Below are 20,728 nucleotides of genomic sequence, written 5' to 3' on the forward strand. Positions count from 1 at the left end.
GTGAACCTATGTTCGACACCCTCTCTATCCGCTTGAAAATCGTGCTGCTGTCCGGGCTTTGCCTGTTAGGGGTGATTGCGCTGGTGGTCAGCATCAACATTTACAACACCAACCAGAATGATCAACTGGTCAGTGACTCAAGTTCACGCATGCTCACTGACGGCGTGGAACAGTTGCTGCAGGCCAAGGCGGCCGAACAGGCGGTGCAGTTGCAGGAAACATTCGGCGACAGCCTGCTGGCACTGACCGCACTGGCCGACCAGATCAAGGACCTGCGCATCATGGCCAACAAACGTGGCCTGGAAGCCGGTGCGCTGCGCGAAGACCTCAATCAGAGCATGAAAACCACGTTCGATCGCAACAGCAAAGTATTGGGTTTCTGGCTGTCGTTCGAACCCAACGCTCTGGACGGCAAGGACAGCGAATTCCTTGATGACAAGGCCCGCGCTTCCAATGAGAAAGGGCGCTTCTCCAGTTATTGGAGCCGTGCCGGCGGCGAAAGCTTGAACACCGTCATGGTTGAAGAGGACCTGAACAAGACCACTCTGACCCTCAACGGTACGCCCTACAACATCTGGTACACGTGCCCACGCGACACCCGCAATACCTGCCTGCTGGAACCCTATGAAGATACGGTAGGTGGCAAAAAGGTACTGATGACCACCATCGCATCGCCGTTGATTGTAGAGGGCAAGCTTATCGGCGTCGTCGGCGTGGACATTGCGCTGACCGCCTTGCAGGAAACCACCGACGTCGCACAAAAAGACCTGTTCAACGGGGCTGCGCACCTGGAGATTCTCTCCAGCAGCGGTCTGATTGCGGCCTACAGCGGCGAACCGGCCAGGGTCGGCAAGAATTTGATCGACACCCTGGGTGAAGAAGGCAAGGAGATCGTGCAGTTGCTGGCAAGTGACAGCCGCATGATCCGCGAACAGGGCGACACCATCCGCGCGGTGTACCCGGTCAAACCACTCGCCGATGCCAAGCCTTGGGGCGTGGTGATCAAACTGCCCAAAAGCGTGATGCTGGCCGATAACGTCAAGCTCCAAGCGGTACTCGACGAAGCCCAGGCCAGCGGCACAATCAAGGCGCTGCTGGTAGGGGCTGCTGCCGGCCTGCTGGGCCTGCTGCTGATCTGGCTCACCGCCACCGGCGTGACCCGTCCGATCAACAGCGTGGCGGCCATGCTCAAGAACATCGCCAGCGGTGAAGGCGACCTTACGCAGCGTCTGGCCTACGCCAAAAAGGACGAACTAGGCGAGTTGGTGAACTGGTTCAACCGCTTCCTCGACAAGCTGCAGCCCACCATTGCACAGATCAAGCAAAGCATCACCGAAGCCCGGGGCACGGCGGATCAATCGTCGGCCATTGCTCGCCAGACCAGTGAAGGCATGCAAGTGCAGTTCCGCGAAATCGACCAGGTGGCCACCGCCTCCAACGAGATGAGTGCCACGGCCCATGACGTCGCCAACAGCGCCTCCAACGCCGCCAATGCGGCGCGCGGCGCCGACCAGTCGGCCCGTGAAGGCATGCAGATTATCGAGAAGAGCACCCGCGACATCACCACCTTGGCCGACGAAGTCAGCAAAGCGGTGGGTGAAGTCGAAGCGCTGGCGGTCAACAGCGAGCAGATCGGCTCAGTGCTGGAGGTGATCCGCAGCATCGCCGAGCAGACCAACCTGCTGGCGCTCAACGCGGCGATCGAAGCAGCGCGCGCCGGGGAAAGCGGACGCGGATTCGCGGTGGTGGCCGACGAAGTGCGCAACCTGGCCAAGCGCACCCAGGATTCGGTGGAGGAAATCCGCCAGGTAATCGAACGCATCCAGAGCGGCACCCGTGGCGTGGTGGCGACCATGCATTCCAGCCAAAGCCAGGCCCAGAGCAATGCCGGACAGATTCATCAGGCCGTGCAGGCCCTGGGCAAGATCAGCGACGCAGTTACGGTGATCAGCGATATGAACCTGCAAATCGCCAGCGCCGCCGAGCAGCAGAGCGCGGTTGCCGAAGAGGTCAACCGCAATGTCTCGGCAATCCGCACCGTGACCGAAACCCTTACCGGCCAGGCCACCGAATCGGCGGCCATCAGCAGCCAGCTCAATGCGTTGGCCAGCCAGCAGATGAAGCTCATGGATCAGTTCAAGGTTTAACAAACACCACGGGACCAATGTGGAAGGGGGCAAGCCCCCGATTGCAGTGTGTCAGTCAACTCATCTGTAGCTGACACATCGCTGTCGGGGGCAAGCCCCCTCCCACCTTGTCAAAGACCGGGCCAAGCCTGCACAAACGCCGCCACATCTTCCTTCGGCGCCGTACGCGGCGGGTTCTGCGGTGTGCCCAAATAGAGGAAGCCAATCACTTCCTCATTCGCCGCCAGCCCCAAGCCCTTGGCGACGTGGGCCGAGTAGGACAATTCGCCAGTGCGCCACACCGCGCCTATTCCTTGGGCGTAAGCCGCCAGCAGAATGCCGTGGGCGGCGCAGGCGGCTGCCAGCAGTTGTTCGGATTTTGGCACCTTGAAATGCTCCTGCAGACGCGCGATCACCACCACCACCAGCGGCGCCCGCAACGGACCATTCTGGGCCTTGTCGATGGCGGCCTGCGGGGCTTGGGGGTCTTGCAGGCGCGCGGCTTCGGCCAGCAGCGTGCCCATTTGCTCACGCGCCGCGCCTTCAACGGTGAGGAAACGCCACGGACGCAGTTGACCGTGGTCCGGCGCGCGCATGGCGGCGGCGAAGAGCACCTCGCGCTGCGCCGGGGTCGGTGCCGGCTCCAGCAAACGCGGCACGGAAACACGGTTGAGCAAAGCGTCGAGAGCCTGCATTGGCCACCTCCAGAAAAAAATGTGCGGTCATTCTAGCGGGAATGAACCGTGAGTCCATCAAACGATAATTGCTCTTATTCAATCCGCCCCGCCCTGTTAGACTTTGCGCCCACCTTTTTCGCATTCGTTCAGGAAACTCGATGTTCCGTTCGCTTTTTCGTCTGTCTGTCGCATGTATGGCCCTGGGCCTGACTGCGTGCGACAACGCCCCGCGCTTTACCCAGGCCGAGCCCGGTGAAGCGCGCGCCGGCGGTGCGACGACGGTAAACAAAGGCGACCAGAACGCGTTTTCCCTGCCCTCGGCCAACCTGTCACCCACGCGCCGCCTGGACTTCAGCGTCGGCAACAGTTTTTTCCGCAGCCCCTGGGTGATTGCACCGTCCACCACCACCGCCCGTGATGGCCTGGGCCCGCTGTTCAACACCAATGCCTGCCAGAACTGCCATATCAAGGACGGTCGCGGGCACCCGCCGCTGGCCGATGCGCCCAACGCAGTGTCCATGCTGGTGCGCCTGTCGATACCGGATGCACCGCCCTACGCCAAGCTGATCGAACAACTCGGCGTGGTGCCGGAGCCGGTGTACGGCGGGCAATTGCAGGACATGGCCGTACCGGGCGTGGCGCCGGAAGGCAAGGTGCGGGTCGACTACACCCCGGTCAACGTGACATTCAAAGACGGCACCGTGGTCGAGCTGCGCAAGCCGAACCTGCAAATCACCCAACTGGGCTACGGCCCGATGCACCCCGACACGCGTTTCTCCGCCCGCATTGCGCCACCGATGATTGGCCTGGGCCTGCTCGAAGCCATCAGCGACGCGGATATCCTGCGCAACACCGATCCAAAAACCGCCGACAAAGACGCCATTGTCGGTCGGCCGAATTGGGTCTGGGACGACGCCCAGCAGAAAACCGTGCTGGGCCGGTTTGGCTGGAAAGCCGGGCAACCCACGCTCAATCAACAAAATGTTCACGCGTTCTCTGGTGATATGGGCCTCACCACCACCCTGAGACCCTTCGATGACTGCACCGACGCCCAAGTCGCCTGCAAACAGGCGCCCAACGGGAATGGCCCCGACGGCGAGCCGGAAGTCAGCGATAACATTCTGCGCCTGGTGCTGTTCTACACTCGCAACCTGGCCGTGCCGGTGCGCCGCAATGTCGACTCACCACAGGTGCTGGCCGGGAAAAACCTGTTCTATCAGGCCGGTTGCCAGGGTTGTCACAAGCCGACGTTCACCACCGCCGCCGACGCCGCCGAGCCTGAATTGGCCAATCAAGCCATCCGTCCATACAGCGATTTGTTGTTGCACGACATGGGCGAAGGCCTTGCCGACAACCGCAGCGAATTCAAGGCCGGTGGCCGTGACTGGCGCACGCCGCCGTTGTGGGGCATCGGTTTGACACAAACCGTGAGTGGTCATACCCAGTTTCTGCATGACGGCCGCGCCCGCAACCTGCTCGAAGCCGTGCTCTGGCATGGCGGCGAGGCCCAGGCGGCGCAGCAGCATGTGCTGTCTTTCAATGCCGAGCAGCGCGCTGCGTTGCTGGCGTTTCTGAACTCTTTATAAGCTTCGCCCCAATTACAGAAGGGAGCTCGACATGTTCCGTCCCAAGTTGTTGTTCACCAGCCTGGCCGCCCTCGCCCTTGGCGCCTGTTCGCCCCAGGACCCGCAAGCCGTGACCTCGGCGGCCATCGCCAAGCAAGTGATCCTGCCTACCTACAGCCGCTGGGTCGACGCCGACCGCCAATTGGCGGTCAGCGCGCTGGCCTACTGCCAAGGCAAGGAAAGCCTGGACACCGCCCGCGCCGATTTCCTGCACGCACAAAAGGCCTGGGCCGAGCTGCAACCGCTGCTGATCGGCCCGTTGGCCGAAGGCAACCGCGCGTGGCAAGTGCAGTTCTGGCCGGACAAAAAGAACTTGGTGGGTCGCCAGGTCGAGCAACTGGTGGAAGCCCAGCCGCAGATCGACGGCGCCGCCCTGGCCAAGGCCAGCGTGGTTGTGCAAGGCCTGTCGGCCTACGAATACATCCTCTACGACGCCAAGACCGACCTCGCCGACAGCGCCCAGAAAGCCCGCTATTGCCCGCTGCTGGTGGCCATCGGTGAGCGCCAGAAAGCCCTGGCCGAAGAGATCCTGGCCAGTTGGAACAGCACCGACGGCATGCTCGCGCAGATGAGCAAATTTCCGAACCAGCGTTATGCCGATTCCCACGAAGCAATCGCCGATCTGCTGCGTGTGCAAGTGACCGCGCTGGACACCCTGAAGAAAAAACTCGGCACGCCCATGGGTCGCCAGACCAAAGGCATCCCGCAACCGTTCCAGGCCGATGCCTGGCGTAGCCAGTCGTCGCTGCAAAGCCTGGAGGCCAGCCTCGCCGCCGCCCAGACCGTGTGGGTCGGCGTCGACAATAAAGGCTTGCGTGGCTTGCTGCCGTCGGATCAGAAAGCCTTGGCCGACAAGATCGACGCCGCCTATGCCGCGTCCCTGAAACTGTTCGCCAGCAACCAGCGCAGCCTCAACGAACTGTTGAACGACGACGCCGGGCGTCAGCAACTCAACGACCTCTACGACAGCCTCAACGTGGTGCATCGCCTGCATGAAGGTGAGCTGGCCAAGGCGCTGGGGATCCAACTGGGCTTTAACGCCAACGACGGTGACTGATGATGCTCAGGCGACAGGCTTTGGCGATTGGCAGCGTGCTGCTCAGCGCGCTCACTCTGGGCGGCTGGACGCTGTTCAAGCACAAGGACAACGGACCGTTGCTGCTGTCGGCGCGGGATGATGCGCACGGCAAGCACTACGCCGTGGGTTATCGACTGGACGGCACGCGGGTGTTCGCCACCCAGGTCGGCCAGCGCTGCCACGACATCATCAACCACCCGACGCTGCCGATTGCGCTGTTTGTGGCCCGTCGTCCGGGCACCGAGAGCTACCTGATCGACCTGCGCGATGGCGCGCTGCTGCAAACCATCGCCTCAAACGCCAATCGCCACTTCTATGGCCACGCGGTCATCCACAAGAGTGGCGAGTGGCTGTACGCCACCGAAAACGATACCTCCGACCCCGGCCGCGGCCTGCTCGGTGTGTACAAGTTCGAGGGTGAGCGCCTGGTGCATAGCGGCGAGCTGTCCACCCATGGCATCGGCCCGCACCAAGTGTCGTGGATGCCCGACGGCGAAACCCTGGTGGTGGCCAATGGCGGCATCCGCACCGAAGCGGAAAGCCGCGTGGAGATGAACCTCAACGCCATGGAGCCGAGCCTGGTGCTGATGCGTCGCGACGGCACGCTGATCAGTAAGGAAACCCTGAGCCAGCAAATGAACAGCGTACGTCACATGGGTATTGCCAGCGATGGCACGATCCTTACCGGCCAACAGTTTATGGGCCCTTCCCAGGAGCGCTCCGAACTGCTGGCCATCAAGCGTCCCGGCCAACCGTTCGTGGCATTTCCGGTGGCCGATGCGCAGTTGCAAGCCATGGGGCATTACACCGCCAGCGTGGCCGTGCACAGCGAACTGCGCTTGGTCGCCTTGACGGCCCCGCGCGGCAATCGCTTCTTTATCTGGGACATGGACAGCGGTGAGCTGCGCCTGGACGGCCCACTGCCCGACTGCGCGGGCGTGGGAGCGGTGGCGGATGGGTTTGTGGTCACCTCGGGCCAGGGCCGTTGCCGCTTCTACGATTGCCGGCAGAAACAGTTGGTCGCTAAACCGTTGGAATTGCCGGCCGGGCTTTGGGATAACCATCTGCACCTGGTCTGAATATCCCGACAGATTCAAGCGCCCTTTGGAACCGTAACGCGCGAATGGTCACTCAGCAGATTCATATCAGTACGACATCTCGAGGTGACCATGACGATCAGCAGTCCCCTATCCCGCCATTTCTCCCAGATGCTGACGCCAGCATCGGTTAACCGGACCGATGCAAGATCCACTATTGAGAAACAATCTTCCTGGGGAATGGAAAACCCAGGCACTAGTGCTAGAGCGTTCGCAAGTACATTCACCAGCGCGGTTATCGAAAGCAATCACCGCGCGCTCAGAGACCCGCATTCACCACTGAAAAACCCGGACACGCAGAGGACGATGGCAAATAAGGCCAACACGGCTTCACTCAGTGAGAAAAATACTGACTTTGCCCCCACCGCTGCTACGGGACGGCCGCAAGGCGACCATCGCACGGCAGAACAGATCATCAGCGAAAATCCCATTTTGAATAACCTGCCCTCGTCTGTCTCGAAGGAGGCGATGTTCAAGCATCTGGGTGACTGGACCAGCAGTAATCCGGATCCAGAGAAACGAGCAGATGCAGCCTTCAATGCCGCACGCCTGTTCAATTACATTGATGGGCTCGAAGCGAAGCAATCCGCTCGAGGCGACAGCAAGCAAGGTGACGGCAAGATCAAGGGTGAGTACTGGTCCCCGCTCCCGCCGCCCTTCGATGAGGTCTCGATCGAAGAAAATTCCGAGGCCGCTCTGGTTAAAAAATTCAGCGAAGAGGGTTACGCCGCCTTGGGCAATCAAGGCGCACCGCTTGCCTCAGAGAATGAAAAAGCCGTTGAGACAATCCCGACTTCGGCTTCCGGGCGGCCTGAAGGCGATGGACGCACGGCGGATCAAATTCTCAGCGCGAATCCGATCGTTGCCCGGTTGGAATCATCCTTGGCAAAGCAACCCGGTGGCGCTAAAACGTTGGAGAACCTCAAAGCGCTGACAGGCGATTGGAGCGAGAACAATACGAATGCCGACTCGCGTGCCGACGCCGCGTACAACATCGCGAAAGTAGCCAACTATCTTGACGCAAACCCCACCTACAATCGGCTTGATGAGGCGTTTGATAACATCGGCCCTGGCCACCTGACTGGCTTCACCCGCAACGGCGCGAACCCAGGCACTGAAGCAAGCGCCCTGATCGACTTCAGCAATAGAGGCTACACGGCCTTGGCGGGATGATTAAAATTGCGGCACATTGAAAAAATGCCTCGCAGTGCGAGGCATTTTAGGTGGGTTTGAATCGTTTCAACTTTGCGGCCTCATCCCTTGAGACATTCCGAACATGAACAGCAACAGTTCATGATCGGGCTTGGCCGCGGTGCTCGCCTTGGCGACACGCGGCAACAGGCATTGCGCGCCGCCCTGCGACGCGCTGAGTACCTGGGTGCGAGGCTGCTCCCAGGCGGCCAGCGCCAAGGCTGCTACGCCTAACGCTCCCACCAAAAAAAAACCTCGTGCTATTTCTAGCTTCATCTGGTTAAACCCTTGATAGCGCTGCCAAACGCCGTCTCGTAAAAGTAGCTGAGTTTTTCCCAGTCAGCGCTGCTCCACGACGAATGGCGCCGCAGTTGCAGCATGTCGTGGGAAGCCGCCCGATAAGCGGTAAGGCGCTGGCGACATTTTTCAAAATCCAGCAACGCCACTTCGACGGTGGCCGAGTCACCCTCGCCCGTCACGCGCGCAAAAATATGCTTGATGTACAGACAGCCGTGCTGCCAGCGCCCCTTGTGCATACGTGCCAGGGTGGTCGCCACTTCCTTGAGCAGACGCTCATGCACCTGTTCACCGTACTGCTCACGGCCACCGGCGGCATACCATTTTTCGATCTCGTCGAAACCGTCCAGCGAAGCCGTCACCAACAAGGCTTTCCATTGGTGGTCGGGATCGCGACGTGCCTCGCAAAACACCATTTCCGGGACTCGCACGTCCAACAGACGCAGACCGTTGAGCGCGTCACGTTCGCGCAGCACCGTGGGGCGCCCGAAGGGATGCAACCAACTGCGGTAAATATGCCCGGTCTGCCGCTTGCAGTAGAGCAAACGCCCGCTGGCACTTATAACCCGCTGTACACCGCTTTCACCGCCGCGCCGACGGTTGGGCTCTTCCACCCATTCGCCCTGCTGACGCCAGAAATAGTCAAATCGTTCTTCTGGAGCTACGTGACTGCCTGCTACGCACTCAACTGCCATCCTGTTACCTCTTGCGTAATACATATACTCGCCACATGGCGTAGAGCGGTATGAAGTCCAGAGCGTCCTGAACACGAAAACCCGCCTGCTCGAATTCTGCTTCTACAGTAGCAGCCGGTAACACAAACCTGTTTTGGTAACCGTCCTGCCCACCTTTGCTACGGCGTCGCTCTTCGCTGCGCTTGCGCTTCCACGCTTTGAAATTGCCGTCGACCCATAGCGAAATAATCACACTGTCACGGGTAACTCGCTGAAACTCGCGCAATATCGCCAAACGATGGGCCGGATCACCAATATGGTGCAGCAGGCGCATACAGAAAATGCTGTCGACCGCGTTATCTGGCAAATCAATATCAAAGGCAGAGGTGTGCAAAGGACGTACCCGTTTCACCACCTCTGCCGGCTGCGCCTGGGTGGCCACCTTCAGCATCGACGCGGAATTATCGGCACCGATAATCACGCGGTTGGGCTTTTCCGCCAGCAGCGGCCAGAAACGACCGGCACCACACGGCAGGTCCAACACCAGCCCAGGCTCACCGGCCATGGCCAGCGCGCCACGGGCCAATTGCTCGTCGCGTTTGTGGGACAACCGGCGAGCCAGATTGTCCTGATGCTTGAGCAAATATTTCTCTGCGTGCTGATCGTCGTACTTTTCGGAAAAATCGAGCTTGATCGGGGTAGGCATCAACAGGTCTCCAATGACTGATGCCTACAAACTATTCAGCGCCGCGTGATCAATAGGTCAACTCGTTGTGAAAAACTTGTCCTGTCCAATCTCATACATTTCAAGACTTTACAAAGACAAATAGTATCAACGGGCCATATTCGCCGAATTACGGCGACCATTGGCAGGATAGCGGCAGGGGATGGAGTCAGGGTTTGACCTGACTCAACTCGACATGAAAGCGGCAACCATTGGGCTCCATGGTGCTGAGGCTGACGCTCCAGCCCTGGTTCTCGCAGATGCGCTGTACCAGCGACAGGCCCAGCCCCAGGCCCTCGCCACGTTTCTCACTACCGCGTACGAACGGCTCGAACATGGCTTCGCGTTTTTCTTCGGGAATGCCGACGCCGCTGTCTTCCACGACAAAACCGGTCGGTTCCAGCGTCAGGCGGATAAAGCCCTGCTCGGTGTAGTGCAACGCATTGCGCAGCAGGTTGCCCATTACCGCGTGCAGGAAGGTGGTGTTATAGCGCGCGTCCAGAGGGTTGCCCGGTTGATAGATCAGTTGCAGGCCCTTCTGCTCGATAGGCTCACGCCAGATTCCCAACAGGTCCTCCGCCACTTGAGTGAGGCTGACCTGAGGCGACATCACCGCATCGTTGTGCTGGGCCCGCGCCAGCATCAGGAAGGTTTGCACCAGCTCGCGCATTTCTTCGCAAGCCCTGGCAATGCGTAGCACCTGGTTACGCCCGCGCTGGTCGATGGCCGGGTTTTCCAGCAGCAGTTCGCAAGAACTGGCCAGCACCATCAACGGCGTGCGCAATTCGTGACTCACATCGCTGGTAAACAATTGCTCGCGGGACAATGCCTGGCGCAGACGGCCCAATGTGGCGTCGAATGCCACCGCCAATTCGCCCACTTCATCGGCCGCGTAGTCCGGCGCCAAAGGCGGCGCCAGGCCCAGCAACTGGTCACGATGGCGCACCTGGCGGGCCAGACGCACCACCGGGGCCATCACTTTGCGCGCCAGCACCCAACCGAGGAACACAGCCAGGGCAAGGCTGAGCACGAAGCCCACCAGCACCACGGCGAACAGCACGCGCTCACGCTCTTCGAAGTCACTCTGATCCTGCAGCAGCACGTAGCGCCGCCCGTCTATGACCTCGACCATGGCGTGGTATGACAGCGACTCACGGAATACCTCGTGAAAGCCAGGCTCCAGGTGACGCAGATCCTTGGGTAATTCGAAATCGCCACGGCCGCCGCTGAAATAGAACAGTTGATCCGGCTCGGGTCGATGGCTCCAGTCTTCGACGCTGTCCATCAGCAGCAAGCGTTGCAAATCGCCACCGAGGCCCGCCGAAATCAGCTTTTCCTCCACCAGGTGCACCGTTGCCACAATGCCCATGGCGAAAGCCCCCGCCACCAGCGCGCTCATCAAGGCAAAGGCAATGATGATCCGCTGGGCAAGGCTCTGCTTAAATTCCATCTCGGCCCTCGGCCAGGCGATACCCCACACCGTGCACCGTGTGCAGCAGCGGTTTGGCAAAAGGTTTGTCGATCACTTGGCGCAACTGGTGGACATGGCTGCGCAGGCTGTCGCTGTCCGGGCAGTCATCGCCCCACAACGCCTCTTCGAGAATTTCCCGCCGCAGCACATGGGGGCTTTTTTGCATCAGCACCGCCAGCAGCTTCAGGCCGACCGGGTTGAGTTTGAGCAGGCGCCCTTCACGGGTCACTTCCAAGGTGTCGAGGTCGTAGCTCAGGTCACCCACTTGCAACTCCCGGCGGCCGCCGCCCTGGGCACGGCGAAGCACCGCTTCGATGCGCGCGGCGAGTTCCGACAGGGCAAAGGGTTTGAGCAGGTAATCATCGGCGCCGGACTTGAAGCCTTGTAGCCGATCGTCCAATTGGTCGCGCGCGGTGAGCATGATCACCGGCGTATCGCGCCGCGCATCTTCGCGCAGGCGCTTGCACAAGGTGTAGCCATCGATGCCAGGCAGCATGATGTCGAGCACGATCAGATCGTAATGTTCGGTGGCGGCCAGATGCAGGCCCGACAGACCGTCTTGCGCACAGTCGACGGTGTAGCCCTTCAGCCCCAGGTAATCGGCCAGGTTGGCCAGAATATCGCGGTTGTCTTCAACCAATAGAATTCGCATGGGCAGTGTCTCCGTACGCGGTAACGGCCGTGTTGGCTCGCGCAGCTTAAGGCCAAGTGGGGCTCAGGGATAGACCTGAAAGGCCCGTGGATCAGGGTTTTCAATCAAATAGCCAGGGCAACGAGTTTTTCACTATAGCTTCACAAACTGACTACAGTGTCAGGACGAATATCGCCCCCCATTTATATAAGGAACATAGACATGGGTTTCGTCAAAACAGCGCCAATGCGCTATCTGCTGTTGATAACCGGTGCCTGGTTATTGATATTCCTGCTGACGCGCGCCGTGCTGCTGCTCACCCACCTGGACGAAGTCGGCGGCAACCTGCTACCGGTGTTCGGGGTGGGCCTGGTTTACGACCTGGGTTTCCTGGCCTATGCAGCCTTGCCGCTGGGCCTGTATGTGCTGCTCTGCCCGCCCGGCCTGTGGCGGCGTCGCGGCCATCGCTGGTTTTTGCAGGCGGTACTCACCGTCAGCATCTTCGGGATGCTGTTTACCTCGGTGGCCGAATGGCTGTTCTGGGACGAGTTCGGTGTGCGCTTCAACTTTATCGCCGTCGACTATCTGGTGTACTCCGATGAAGTGTTGAACAACCTGCTGGAGTCTTACCCGATCGGCAAACTGCTCAGTTTGCTGGCGATGCTGGCCGTCGTGTTGAGCCTGGTGTTGCGCAAACCGTTCAACGCCGCCATGGACGCCCCGCTGCCGCCGTTGCGTGGCCGTTTGCTCAATGCACTGGTGCTGGTGCTGGCCGTAGGCCTCAGCCTGCAGTTGATTAGTCAGGACAGCCCCCGCACCCAGGGCGGTAACGCCTACAAAAACGAACTGGCCAGCAACGGCCCTTATCAGTTTTTCGCAGCCTTCCGTAACAACGAGTTGGATTACGCACAATTCTATAAAAGCCTGCCGACCGAAGTTGTCGCCAAGCAACTGCGCGCCGAACTCAGCGAGCCCAACGCGCGCTTCATCGGCCAGGACCCGCTGGATATCCGCCGCGCCATCAGCCACCCGGGCCCGCTGCGCACGCCCAATATCGTGCTGGTGACCATCGAAAGCTTCAGCGCCAAATACATGGGCAGCAACGGCGACGGGCGTAACCTCACACCCAATCTGGACGCGCTGCGCCAACAAAGCCTGTACTTCAATAACTTTTACGCCACCGGTACCCGAACCGACCGCGGCCTGGAAGCGATCACCCTGGCGATTCCCCCTACACCCGGGCGCTCAATCGTCAAACGCATCGGTCGTGAAAGCGGTTTTGCCAGCCTCGGGCAACAGCTTTCCGCGGTCGGTTATGACAGCGTGTTCGTGTACGGTGGGCGCGGTTACTTCGATAACATGAACGCGTTTTTCAGCGGCAACGGTTATCGCGTGGTCGATCAGAGCAGCGTACCCGAGACCGAAATCTCGTTTAAGAACGCCTGGGGCATGGCCGACGAGGATCTGTACAAACAAACCCTGAAGCTGGCCGATGCCGATTACGCAAAGCAGCAGCCATTCCTGCTACAACTGATGACCACCTCCAACCATCGCCCTTACACCTACCCGGATGGGCGTATCGATATCAAATCCGGCAATGGCCGCGACGGCGCGGTGAAATACACCGACCATGCCATCGGCGAATTCCTCGATGCGGCACGCCAGAAGCCTTGGTTCGATAACACGATCTTTGTGTTCGTCGCCGACCACACGGCCGGCAGCGCGGGCAAAGAGGACCTGCCCATCACCAACTACCAGATTCCATTGTTCATTTATGCCCCCAAACTGATCGACCCTCGGGAATCCGCGCAACTGGCGAGTCAGATCGACCTGGCGCCGACCCTGCTGGGCCTGATCAACCTGAGCTACGAGTCGACGTTCTTCGGCCGCGACCTGCTTCAGGACAACCCGCTACCGCCGCGCGTGGTAGTCGGCAACTACCAGCACCTGGGGCTGTTCGACGGCAAGGACTTGGCCATTCTCAGTCCGCGCCTGGGCTTGCGTCGCCACGATCAGGCGTTGGCGGAGAGTCAGGAATCGCGAGTGGGCAGCGATGATCCGTTGATTCAGCGGGCGATCACCTACTACCAGGCCGCCAGCTACGGGTTCAAGCAGCAGTTGCTGAGTTGGAAAGCGCCCAAGGAGGCGAGCCCACGGTTGACCGAGCGCTAGGTACGTTCTTTACCGAACGCGCAATAAAAAGCCCCGCCTGCATCACTGCAGGCGGGGCTTTTCAGTACGGGGGTAAGGCTGGCTTACATCATGCCGCCCATGCCACCCATGCCGCCCATGTCTGGCATACCGCCGCCAGCCGCGCCTTCAGCCTTCGGCTTGTCAGCAATGGCCGCTTCAGTGGTCAGGATCAGACCGCCGATGGAGGATGCTGCTTGCAGAGCGGAACGGGTAACCTTGGTTGGATCCAGGATGCCCATTTCGATCATGTCGCCGTAGACGCCAGTGGCGGCGTTGTAACCGTAGTTACCTTTGCCGCTCTTGACTTCGTTGACCACAACGCTTGGCTCGTCGCCGGAGTTGGCAGCGATCTGGCGCAGTGGTGCTTCTACAGCGCGACGCAGTACAGCAATACCGACGTTCTGGTCGGCGTTGTCGCCAGTCAGGCCAGTCAGGGCTTCCAGAGCACGGATCAGCGCAACGCCACCGCCAGGAACCACGCCTTCCTCAACGGCTGCACGGGTTGCGTGCAGGGCGTCTTCAACGCGGGCTTTCTTCTCTTTCATTTCAACTTCGGAACCGGCGCCAACCTTGATCACTGCAACGCCGCCGGACAGCTTGGCCAGACGCTCTTGCAGTTTTTCACGGTCGTAGTCCGAGGAAGTCTCGGCAACCTGGGCGCGGATCTGAGCGATGCGCGACTCGATGTCACCTTCAACGCCAGCACCGTCAACGATGATGGTGTTTTCCTTGGACAGGGTCACGCGCTTGGCGCTACCCAGGTTTTCCAGAGTGGCGCTTTCCAGGCTCAGACCGATCTCTTCGGAGATAACGGTACCGCCAGTCAGAACGGCGATGTCCTGCAGCATGGCCTTGCGACGGTCACCAAAGCCTGGCGCCTTGACGGCAGCGACTTTGACGATGCCACGCATGTTGTTCACAACCAGAGTCGCCAGGGCTTCGCCTTCGACGTCTTCGGCCACGATCAGCAGTGGGCGACCGGCTTTGGCAACCGCTTCCAGCACCGGCAGCATTTCGCGGATGTTGGAGATTTTCTTGTCGACCAGCAGGATCAGCGGGCTGTCCAGCTCGGCAACCATGGTGTCTGGCTTGTTGACGAAGTACGGGGACAGGTAGCCGCGGTCAAACTGCATGCCTTCAACAACCGACAGTTCGTTTTCCAGGCCCGAGCCTTCTTCAACGGTGATCACGCCTTCTTTACCGACTTTTTCCATGGCTTCGGCAATGATGTCGCCGATGGAGTTGTCGGAGTTGGCCGAAATGGTACCCACCTGAGCGATGGCCTTGGTGTCGGCACATGGCTTGGACAGGTTCTTCAGCTCTTTAACGATGGCGATGGTCGCCTTGTCGATACCGCGCTTGAGGTCCATCGGGTTCATGCCGGCAGCGACGGCCTTGAGGCCTTCGTTGACGATCGACTGAGCCAGAACGGTGGCGGTGGTGGTGCCGTCGCCTGCGTCATCGTTGGCACGGGAGGCAACGTCTTTGACCAGCTGCGCGCCCATGTTTTCGAAACGGTCTTCCAGTTCGATTTCTTTGGCTACGGAAACGCCGTCCTTGGTGATGGTCGGAGCGCCGAAGCTCTTCTCGATGATCACGTTACGGCCTTTCGGGCCCAGGGTCGCTTTTACTGCGTCAGCCAGGATGTTGACACCTGTGAGCATTTTCTTACGGGCGGAGTCGCCGAATTTAACTTCTTTAGCAGCCATGATCGATATTCCTTAAATACTTTGAAGTAACGGGAAAATGAGCGGGAAATCAGCCTTCCAGTACAGCGAGAATTTCGTTCTCAGCCATTACCAGCAGGTCTTCGCCGTCGACTTTCACAGTGTTGCTACCGGAGTAAGGGCCGAAAACAACCTTGTCACCCACTTTCACGGCCAGCGCGCGTACTTCACCGTTCTCCAGGGTTTTGCCTGGGCCAGCAGCGACGATCACACCGTGGTTGGCTTTTTCAGCAGCCGAACCTGGCAGGACGATGCCGCCGGCGGTTTTCTTTTCTTCTTCGCTGCGACGGATGACGACGCGGTCGTGCAGAGGACGAAGCTTGCTCATTGTCGATCTCTCCTAATTGTGTTTTTCATCGGCCGGTATCAATTCCGGCGGGTTAAATTCCGGCGGTGCCGGTCGCGGTTCGCTGAGCGAAACGCGGAAGTCTGTCTAGTGTCACCACCAGAAACCTTGCGGTGACCGTTACATAAGGGCGCCTGGGCCTATTACAAGGGGCGGCAAATGAAATTTTTTATGTCCGGGAGCGGGTAAATGCAGCACGGCACCCGAAGGTGCCGTGCCAATGAAGCGGTTATTTGCTGTCGCGGTGCTCGAACTCGCCTTCGATCACATCGCCTTCACGTCCCAGGGGCTGGCGCGGAGCCGGGCCGCCACGGGGTTGCAGGTCGTCGGCAAACGCGCGCTGACGAATAGCTGCCTCCTCGGCACGCTGGCGCATCTTGCCGGCTAGTAGCCTGCGGGTAACCGGCAGCAGCATCACCAGGCCCACCACGTCGCTGATGAAACCCGGCAGGATCAACAGGCCACCGGCCAGGGCCATCATCAGACCTTCGAGCATGGTCTGAGCGGGCAATTCGCCGCGATTCAGGCTTTCACGGGCACGCAGCGCCGTGGCCAGGCCGGCGACGCGCAGCACCAGAACGCCGAGCATCGAGCCCAGAATAATCAACAGCAATGCTGGGAAGAACCCGATCGCACCGCTGACTTGAACGAAGACGAACAGCTCCAACACCGGGAACAGCAGAAAGAGCAATAAAAAAGGGCGCATCAAATGTTTCCTCAACGCAAGAATGCCTTGCCAGTCCACCTTAGATGACGTCGCCGTTTCGTGAATTCAAGCATCAGCCGCCGCTTTTTTCGGCCAGGCTGCGGCGTGAGCCAGTGAAACCAAGGCTTCGCGCACTTGTGTCGGCGTGTTGCAAGGCGCGGCAAATGGCAACCAATGTAGCGATTGGCCAATCCGCAGGTGCATGCCTTCACTGTCGATGCCGGCCAATTGCGCAGGCTCGCTGACGGGTAAACCGGCCAGGTCGACGTAATGGGCAATCGCCTTGGCATGGTCGCTGTTCATGTGTTCGACCATGCTGCGCTCTGCCGCGCCGGCGAAGGGGTTGGCCAGGGTCAGTTGATCGAGCCAGTGGATCGCGCCGAATCCGCCTATGTAGCGGTGGCGAACCGGCTTGAGCACCCAGAAATCGAAATCGTGGGCCTTGTGGTAATTGGCCGATTCGGGGAAGTAGCGGTAATAGCGCTCGGCTGCGGCCTCGATGGCGGCATCGTCATGCAATTGCTCGGCTTCGGCCAGGTAGGTGAGACGCCCTACCGCCTGCACATCGTCCGCCCCACGCTCACCGACCAGCAGCGAGCATTTGGGCTCTTTTTGCAGGTTATGGGTGTGCTGGGCGATGCGGCTAATCAGGATCAGCGGGCGGCCCTGCTCGTCCAGGCAGTACGGCACCACCGATCCAAATGGAAAGCCAGGCATGGCTTTGGACAATGTGGAGAGAGCCCCACGGTATTCCTTGAGCAACAGCTCTCGGGCGTTCTTGGCAACCTGTGCGCTCAACGTATGACTCCTCGGGTATTCAGCCGCCCATAACGTATGGGAATGGATCTCAACACAAGGTAATCAATATAAGCAGCGGTTGCCAGGGACGCGACTACCAGGCTACCCCGAAACCGGCGGTATAACGGGTCTTGCTCAGACTGCTCTCCGAGTCGCCGCTGATCACGTCACGCTCGGCCTTGAGGTTGAGCGATGCCCACTCGGTGACTTTGTAGCGCAGGCCCATTTCCGCATCCAGGGAGTACTCGGCCGGCGCATCGATAGGCTTGCCCAGTTCGCCATTGGTGAAGAACTCAACGGTCTTGCCCACCAGGTAGCGGTTGTAGTTCCACTTCATGGCCAGGGAATAGAAGTTGTCCTTGCCGCCATCGGCATATTCATAGTCGGTGCGGTTGACCAGCGAGCCGAGGGAGAAAGCGCCCAGCTCGTCATCCCAGAACTGGTAGCCAGGGCCAGTACCCACGGTGCGCTGACGCGCCAGGTCTTCGACTTTGTCGCGCTTGTAGGTCAGGCGCCCCTGCCAGAACCAGTGCTCGGTGATAAAGCGGTCCAGGTCGTACTCCAGGGCCCAGTTGTCGGTGGTGGTCACGTCGTCCTGGAATTCGCGGTTGTACTCGCCCTGCCCGGTATGGCGCCATTGGCCATGGCGGGCGGTGGTCTTGAAGTCGACGTCGTAGTCGTTGGTGTCTTTTTCGGCGCGCTTGTAGTCCAGCGCCAGATCGACATTGCCCTTCCACACCAGGTCCTCGATCACCGGTTTAGGCTTGATGATCTGTTGGATGCTCGCCAGTTCAACGGTCTTGGGCGCCTCGCCATTGGCCAGCACCACCTTGCCGTCTTCTGCCGCATGGAGGGACTTGGCTTTCTCGCCGCTGTAGGCATCCTGCTTGACCAGCAGCTCCTGGTCGCTTTCCAGGGTTTTGACTTGCTTCCAGTCCACTGGAATTGCACCGGCATACGCGGTCTGGATCAGCAATTTGCCGCCGTCGAAGACCTTGATTTTGCCGGTCAGGCGGTCACCGTTCTTCAACCAGACGGTGTCCGCAAGCAAGGGTGTGGAAGCGCTTAAAACAGCAAGGCACAGCAAGGTTCTGGACAACATAAGCGGATTCGAGGCTCGGGCTTGGCGAAAAAGAGGGCATTATCGTGTTAGATAACGTCTTAGCAAGGACTGACTCAGGGATCGCAGATGAGTTCAATTCTCACCGCCATGTTTACAGCCGTTTCTTACAAAAACGCCGACATATTCAACGGATAGTCCCACAGTGAAATTGCCTGTCGATACACCACAAACCGCTGCCGATATGCGCCGCACCGCGCTGTACCTGACCTTGGCGCAAGTGCCCGAGGGCTGCGTGGTGAGCTACGGCGAGCTGGCGCACTTGGCCGGTCTCGGGCGGGCGGCGCGCTGGGTGGGGCGGACCTTGAGCCAGCTCCCAAAGGACACGCGGTTGCCCTGGCATCGCGTGCTGGGTGCCGGCGGTCGGATAAGTCTGCCGGCGGGCAGCGCATCGGGTGACGAACAACGTGCGCGTTTGCGCAGCGAAGGTGTCAGTATCCTGAACAATCGCGTTGATATTCAGCGCCATGGCTGGCGCCCGGTAGAGCACAGCGGTTAGAGTGCGCGCTTTGTTTCCGTGAATCTGAGGCAGACTCCAGCCCATGCCCCGTAAAACCTGGCGCGCCGCGCTCGCTGCCTATGCCAGCCCCTCGACGTTAGTGCTGTTGTTGCTCGGCTTCGCCGCCGGCATGCCTTACATGTTGGTGTTCTCGACGCTTTCGGTGTGGTTGCGCGAAGCCGGTGTGGCCCGCGAAACCATCGGCTATGCCAGCCTGATCGGGCTGGCCTACGCCTTCAAGTGGGTCTGGTCGCCGCTGCTCGACCAATGGCGCCTGCCGCTGCTGGGCAGGCTCGGGCGCCGCCGTTCATGGCTGGTGCTCGCGCAGTCGCTGGTCATCCTGGGCCTGATCGGCATGGGGTTCTGCGATCCGCAGAAGCATTTGTCCTGGCTGATCGCCATTGCTGTGATCGTTGCCTTTGCCTCCGCCACCCAGGACATCGCGGTCGACGCCTATCGCCTGGAAATCGCCGACGACAGCCGCCAGGCCGCCTTGGCCGCCAGCTATATGTCCGGCTACCGGATCGCCGCGCTGCTGGCCACCGCAGGCGCGCTGTTCTTTGCCGAAGGTTTCGGCTCCACCGGTTTCAACTATAAGCACTCGGCATGGACCGGCACTTACGTGCTGTTCGGCGTGCTGATGATCCCAGCCCTGCTGACCACGCTGTTCATGCGCGAGCCCAATGTGCCGCTGCGTACCCAATTGCAGGCGGGCCGCTACAGCTTCGTGCATCAACTGGCCTCGGTGTTCGTGCTGATCGTACTGCTGGTGTCGGTGCCGGCGATGTTCACTCAGCTGTACAACACCGATTTCGCCAGCGTGCTCTTCCAGGGCGTCAGCCTGTGGGATTTGCTGATGGAAGACCGCGCCTTCCTGCGCGCAATCCTCTATATCACCCTGACCTGCCTGTGCCTGTCGACCATGGGCCGCCGTGGCCTGGCGCCGGTGCTGACGCCAGTCAACGACTTTATCCTGCGCTACCGTTGGCAGGCCCTGCTGCTGCTCGGACTGATCGCCACCTATCGCATGTCCGACACGGTGATGGGCGTGATGGCCAACGTGTTCTACATCGACCAGGGTTTTACCAAGGACCAGATTGCCGGCGTCAGCAAGATCTTCGGCCTGATCATGACCCTGCTCGGCGCCGGTATGGGCGGCTTGCTGATCGTGCGCTTCGGTATCCTGCCGATCCTGTTTATCGGCGGCGTCATGTCGGCCGGCACTAACCTGCTGTTCGTGATGCTCGCCGATATGGGCCCGGACCTGCAGATGCTGATTTTCACCATTTCCCTGGATAACTTCAGCTCGGGCATGGCCACGTCGGCCTTCGTGGCTTATCTGTCGAGCCTGACCAACCTCAAGTTCTCCGCCACCCAATATGCGTTGCTCAGCTCGATCATGCTGCTGCTGCCGCGCTTGATTGGCGGCTACTCGGGCGTGATGGTGGAGAAGTTCGGTTACCACAACTTCTTCCTGATCACCTGCATGCTGGGTGTGCCGACGCTGCTGCTGATCGCGTTGCACTGGTTCCAGGAAAATCGGCGGATTCGGTTGAGTCCACCCGCTGAAGACTGACAATGTGGGAGGGGCATTGCGACGATTGGACTTGCCCCGGTAGGTCAGTAACACATTAGCGCCTGACACCCTGCTATCGGGGGCAAGCCCCATCCCACATGCCCCTCTGCATTCTGATGCCTGTACTCCTGCAGCCCGCGCCCGTACAATCCCAAGTCATTTCAAGTCCAAG

19 protein-coding genes are annotated in these 20,728 nt (G+C 60.1%); 8 read left to right on the plus strand and 11 right to left on the minus strand.

Annotated elements, in window-relative coordinates; all coding sequences use genetic code 11:
* Positions 1-8 precede the first annotated feature (8 nt).
* Positions 9-2,147 (plus strand): methyl-accepting chemotaxis protein, encoded by a 2,139-nt coding sequence (locus tag QRN41_RS08350; RefSeq protein WP_167416654.1) that lies wholly within the window; start codon positions 9-11, stop codon positions 2,145-2,147.
* Positions 2,148-2,257: 110 nt separating this feature from the next.
* Here the strand turns inward: QRN41_RS08350 and QRN41_RS08355 are convergent, their stop codons facing one another.
* Positions 2,258-2,821, minus strand: a complete 564-nt coding sequence (locus QRN41_RS08355) for a nitroreductase family protein (protein ID WP_034115003.1) — start codon at positions 2,819-2,821, stop codon at positions 2,258-2,260.
* 140 nt (positions 2,822-2,961) lie between these two features.
* On the opposite strand from QRN41_RS08355, the gene QRN41_RS08360 reads away from it, so the two are divergent.
* The 4 genes from QRN41_RS08360 to QRN41_RS08375 all read left to right on the plus strand — a co-directional run bounded on the left by QRN41_RS08360 (position 2,962) and on the right by QRN41_RS08375 (position 7,776).
* Positions 2,962-4,389 carry a di-heme oxidoreductase family protein gene (locus QRN41_RS08360; RefSeq protein WP_167416653.1) on the plus strand — a complete coding sequence of 476 codons (1,428 nt, stop codon included), beginning with the start codon at positions 2,962-2,964 and terminating at the stop codon, positions 4,387-4,389.
* Between the two features lie 31 nt (positions 4,390-4,420).
* Positions 4,421-5,485 (plus strand): imelysin family protein, encoded by a 1,065-nt coding sequence (locus QRN41_RS08365; protein ID WP_094065464.1) that lies wholly within the window; start codon positions 4,421-4,423, stop codon positions 5,483-5,485.
* A gap of 2 nt (positions 5,486-5,487) precedes the next feature.
* A complete protein-coding gene (locus QRN41_RS08370) occupies positions 5,488-6,585 on the plus strand; it encodes a DUF1513 domain-containing protein (protein ID WP_167416710.1) in 1,098 nt (365 codons plus the stop codon).
* A 90-nt stretch (positions 6,586-6,675) separates the two neighbouring features.
* The gene (locus QRN41_RS08375; protein ID WP_285421439.1) at positions 6,676-7,776 is read left to right on the plus strand and encodes a hypothetical protein; all 1,101 of its coding nucleotides are present in this window, start codon (positions 6,676-6,678) and stop codon (positions 7,774-7,776) included.
* 66 nt (positions 7,777-7,842) lie between these two features.
* Here the strand turns inward: QRN41_RS08375 and QRN41_RS08380 are convergent, their stop codons facing one another.
* The 5 genes from QRN41_RS08380 to colR form a co-directional block, all read right to left on the minus strand.
* Positions 7,843-8,070, minus strand: a complete 228-nt coding sequence (locus QRN41_RS08380; RefSeq protein WP_034100283.1) for a hypothetical protein — start codon at positions 8,068-8,070, stop codon at positions 7,843-7,845.
* Positions 8,067-8,786: a lipopolysaccharide kinase InaA family protein gene (locus QRN41_RS08385; RefSeq protein WP_094065467.1), complete on the minus strand. Its 720-nt coding sequence runs from the start codon at positions 8,784-8,786 to the stop codon at positions 8,067-8,069. The genes QRN41_RS08380 and QRN41_RS08385 overlap by 4 nt, the downstream gene beginning before the upstream one ends.
* Positions 8,787-8,790: 4 nt before the next feature.
* Positions 8,791-9,471, minus strand: a complete 681-nt coding sequence (locus QRN41_RS08390; protein ID WP_285421440.1) for a class I SAM-dependent methyltransferase — start codon at positions 9,469-9,471, stop codon at positions 8,791-8,793.
* A 187-nt stretch (positions 9,472-9,658) separates the two neighbouring features.
* On the minus strand, positions 9,659-10,939 hold the full coding sequence (locus QRN41_RS08395; RefSeq protein WP_167416651.1) for a sensor histidine kinase: 1,281 nt from the start codon (positions 10,937-10,939) through the stop codon (positions 9,659-9,661).
* On the minus strand, positions 10,929-11,612 hold the full coding sequence (gene colR / locus QRN41_RS08400) for a two-component system response regulator ColR (RefSeq protein WP_034139171.1): 684 nt from the start codon (positions 11,610-11,612) through the stop codon (positions 10,929-10,931). The genes QRN41_RS08395 and colR overlap by 11 nt, the downstream gene beginning before the upstream one ends.
* A 201-nt stretch (positions 11,613-11,813) precedes the next feature.
* Between colR and QRN41_RS08405 the strand changes: the two genes are divergently transcribed.
* A complete protein-coding gene (locus QRN41_RS08405; protein ID WP_285421441.1) occupies positions 11,814-13,763 on the plus strand; it encodes an LTA synthase family protein in 1,950 nt (649 codons plus the stop codon).
* 83 nt (positions 13,764-13,846) lie between these two features.
* On the opposite strand, the gene groL is transcribed toward QRN41_RS08405, so the two are convergent.
* The 5 genes from groL to QRN41_RS08430 all read right to left on the minus strand — a co-directional run bounded on the left by groL (position 13,847) and on the right by QRN41_RS08430 (position 18,463).
* Entirely contained in the window at positions 13,847-15,493 is a 1,647-nt protein-coding gene (gene groL / locus QRN41_RS08410; RefSeq protein ID WP_167416649.1) for a chaperonin GroEL, read from the minus strand.
* A 49-nt stretch (positions 15,494-15,542) separates the two neighbouring features.
* The gene (locus QRN41_RS08415; protein WP_017846112.1) at positions 15,543-15,839 is read right to left on the minus strand and encodes a co-chaperone GroES; all 297 of its coding nucleotides are present in this window, start codon (positions 15,837-15,839) and stop codon (positions 15,543-15,545) included.
* A gap of 247 nt (positions 15,840-16,086) precedes the next feature.
* Complete coding sequence (locus tag QRN41_RS08420) at positions 16,087-16,563, minus strand: FxsA family protein (RefSeq protein ID WP_034139174.1); 477 nt, start codon at positions 16,561-16,563, stop codon at positions 16,087-16,089.
* Between the two features lie 66 nt (positions 16,564-16,629).
* On the minus strand, positions 16,630-17,361 hold the full coding sequence (locus QRN41_RS08425) for a HugZ family pyridoxamine 5'-phosphate oxidase (RefSeq protein WP_034139175.1): 732 nt from the start codon (positions 17,359-17,361) through the stop codon (positions 16,630-16,632).
* A 94-nt stretch (positions 17,362-17,455) separates the two neighbouring features.
* The gene (locus tag QRN41_RS08430) at positions 17,456-18,463 is read right to left on the minus strand and encodes a DUF481 domain-containing protein (protein WP_034115006.1); all 1,008 of its coding nucleotides are present in this window, start codon (positions 18,461-18,463) and stop codon (positions 17,456-17,458) included.
* A gap of 202 nt (positions 18,464-18,665) precedes the next feature.
* Here QRN41_RS08430 and QRN41_RS08435 point away from each other — a divergent pair, with 202 nt between their 5' ends.
* Entirely contained in the window at positions 18,666-18,980 is a 315-nt protein-coding gene (locus QRN41_RS08435) for an MGMT family protein (RefSeq protein ID WP_285421470.1), read from the plus strand.
* 43 nt (positions 18,981-19,023) lie between these two features.
* Complete coding sequence (locus QRN41_RS08440) at positions 19,024-20,556, plus strand: AmpG family muropeptide MFS transporter (protein WP_034115007.1); 1,533 nt, start codon at positions 19,024-19,026, stop codon at positions 20,554-20,556.
* Positions 20,557-20,728 lie beyond the last annotated feature (172 nt).

The organism is Pseudomonas sp. efr-133-TYG-23 (assembly GCF_030209215.1).
GTDB classification, from domain to species: domain Bacteria; phylum Pseudomonadota; class Gammaproteobacteria; order Pseudomonadales; family Pseudomonadaceae; genus Aquipseudomonas; species Aquipseudomonas rhodesiae.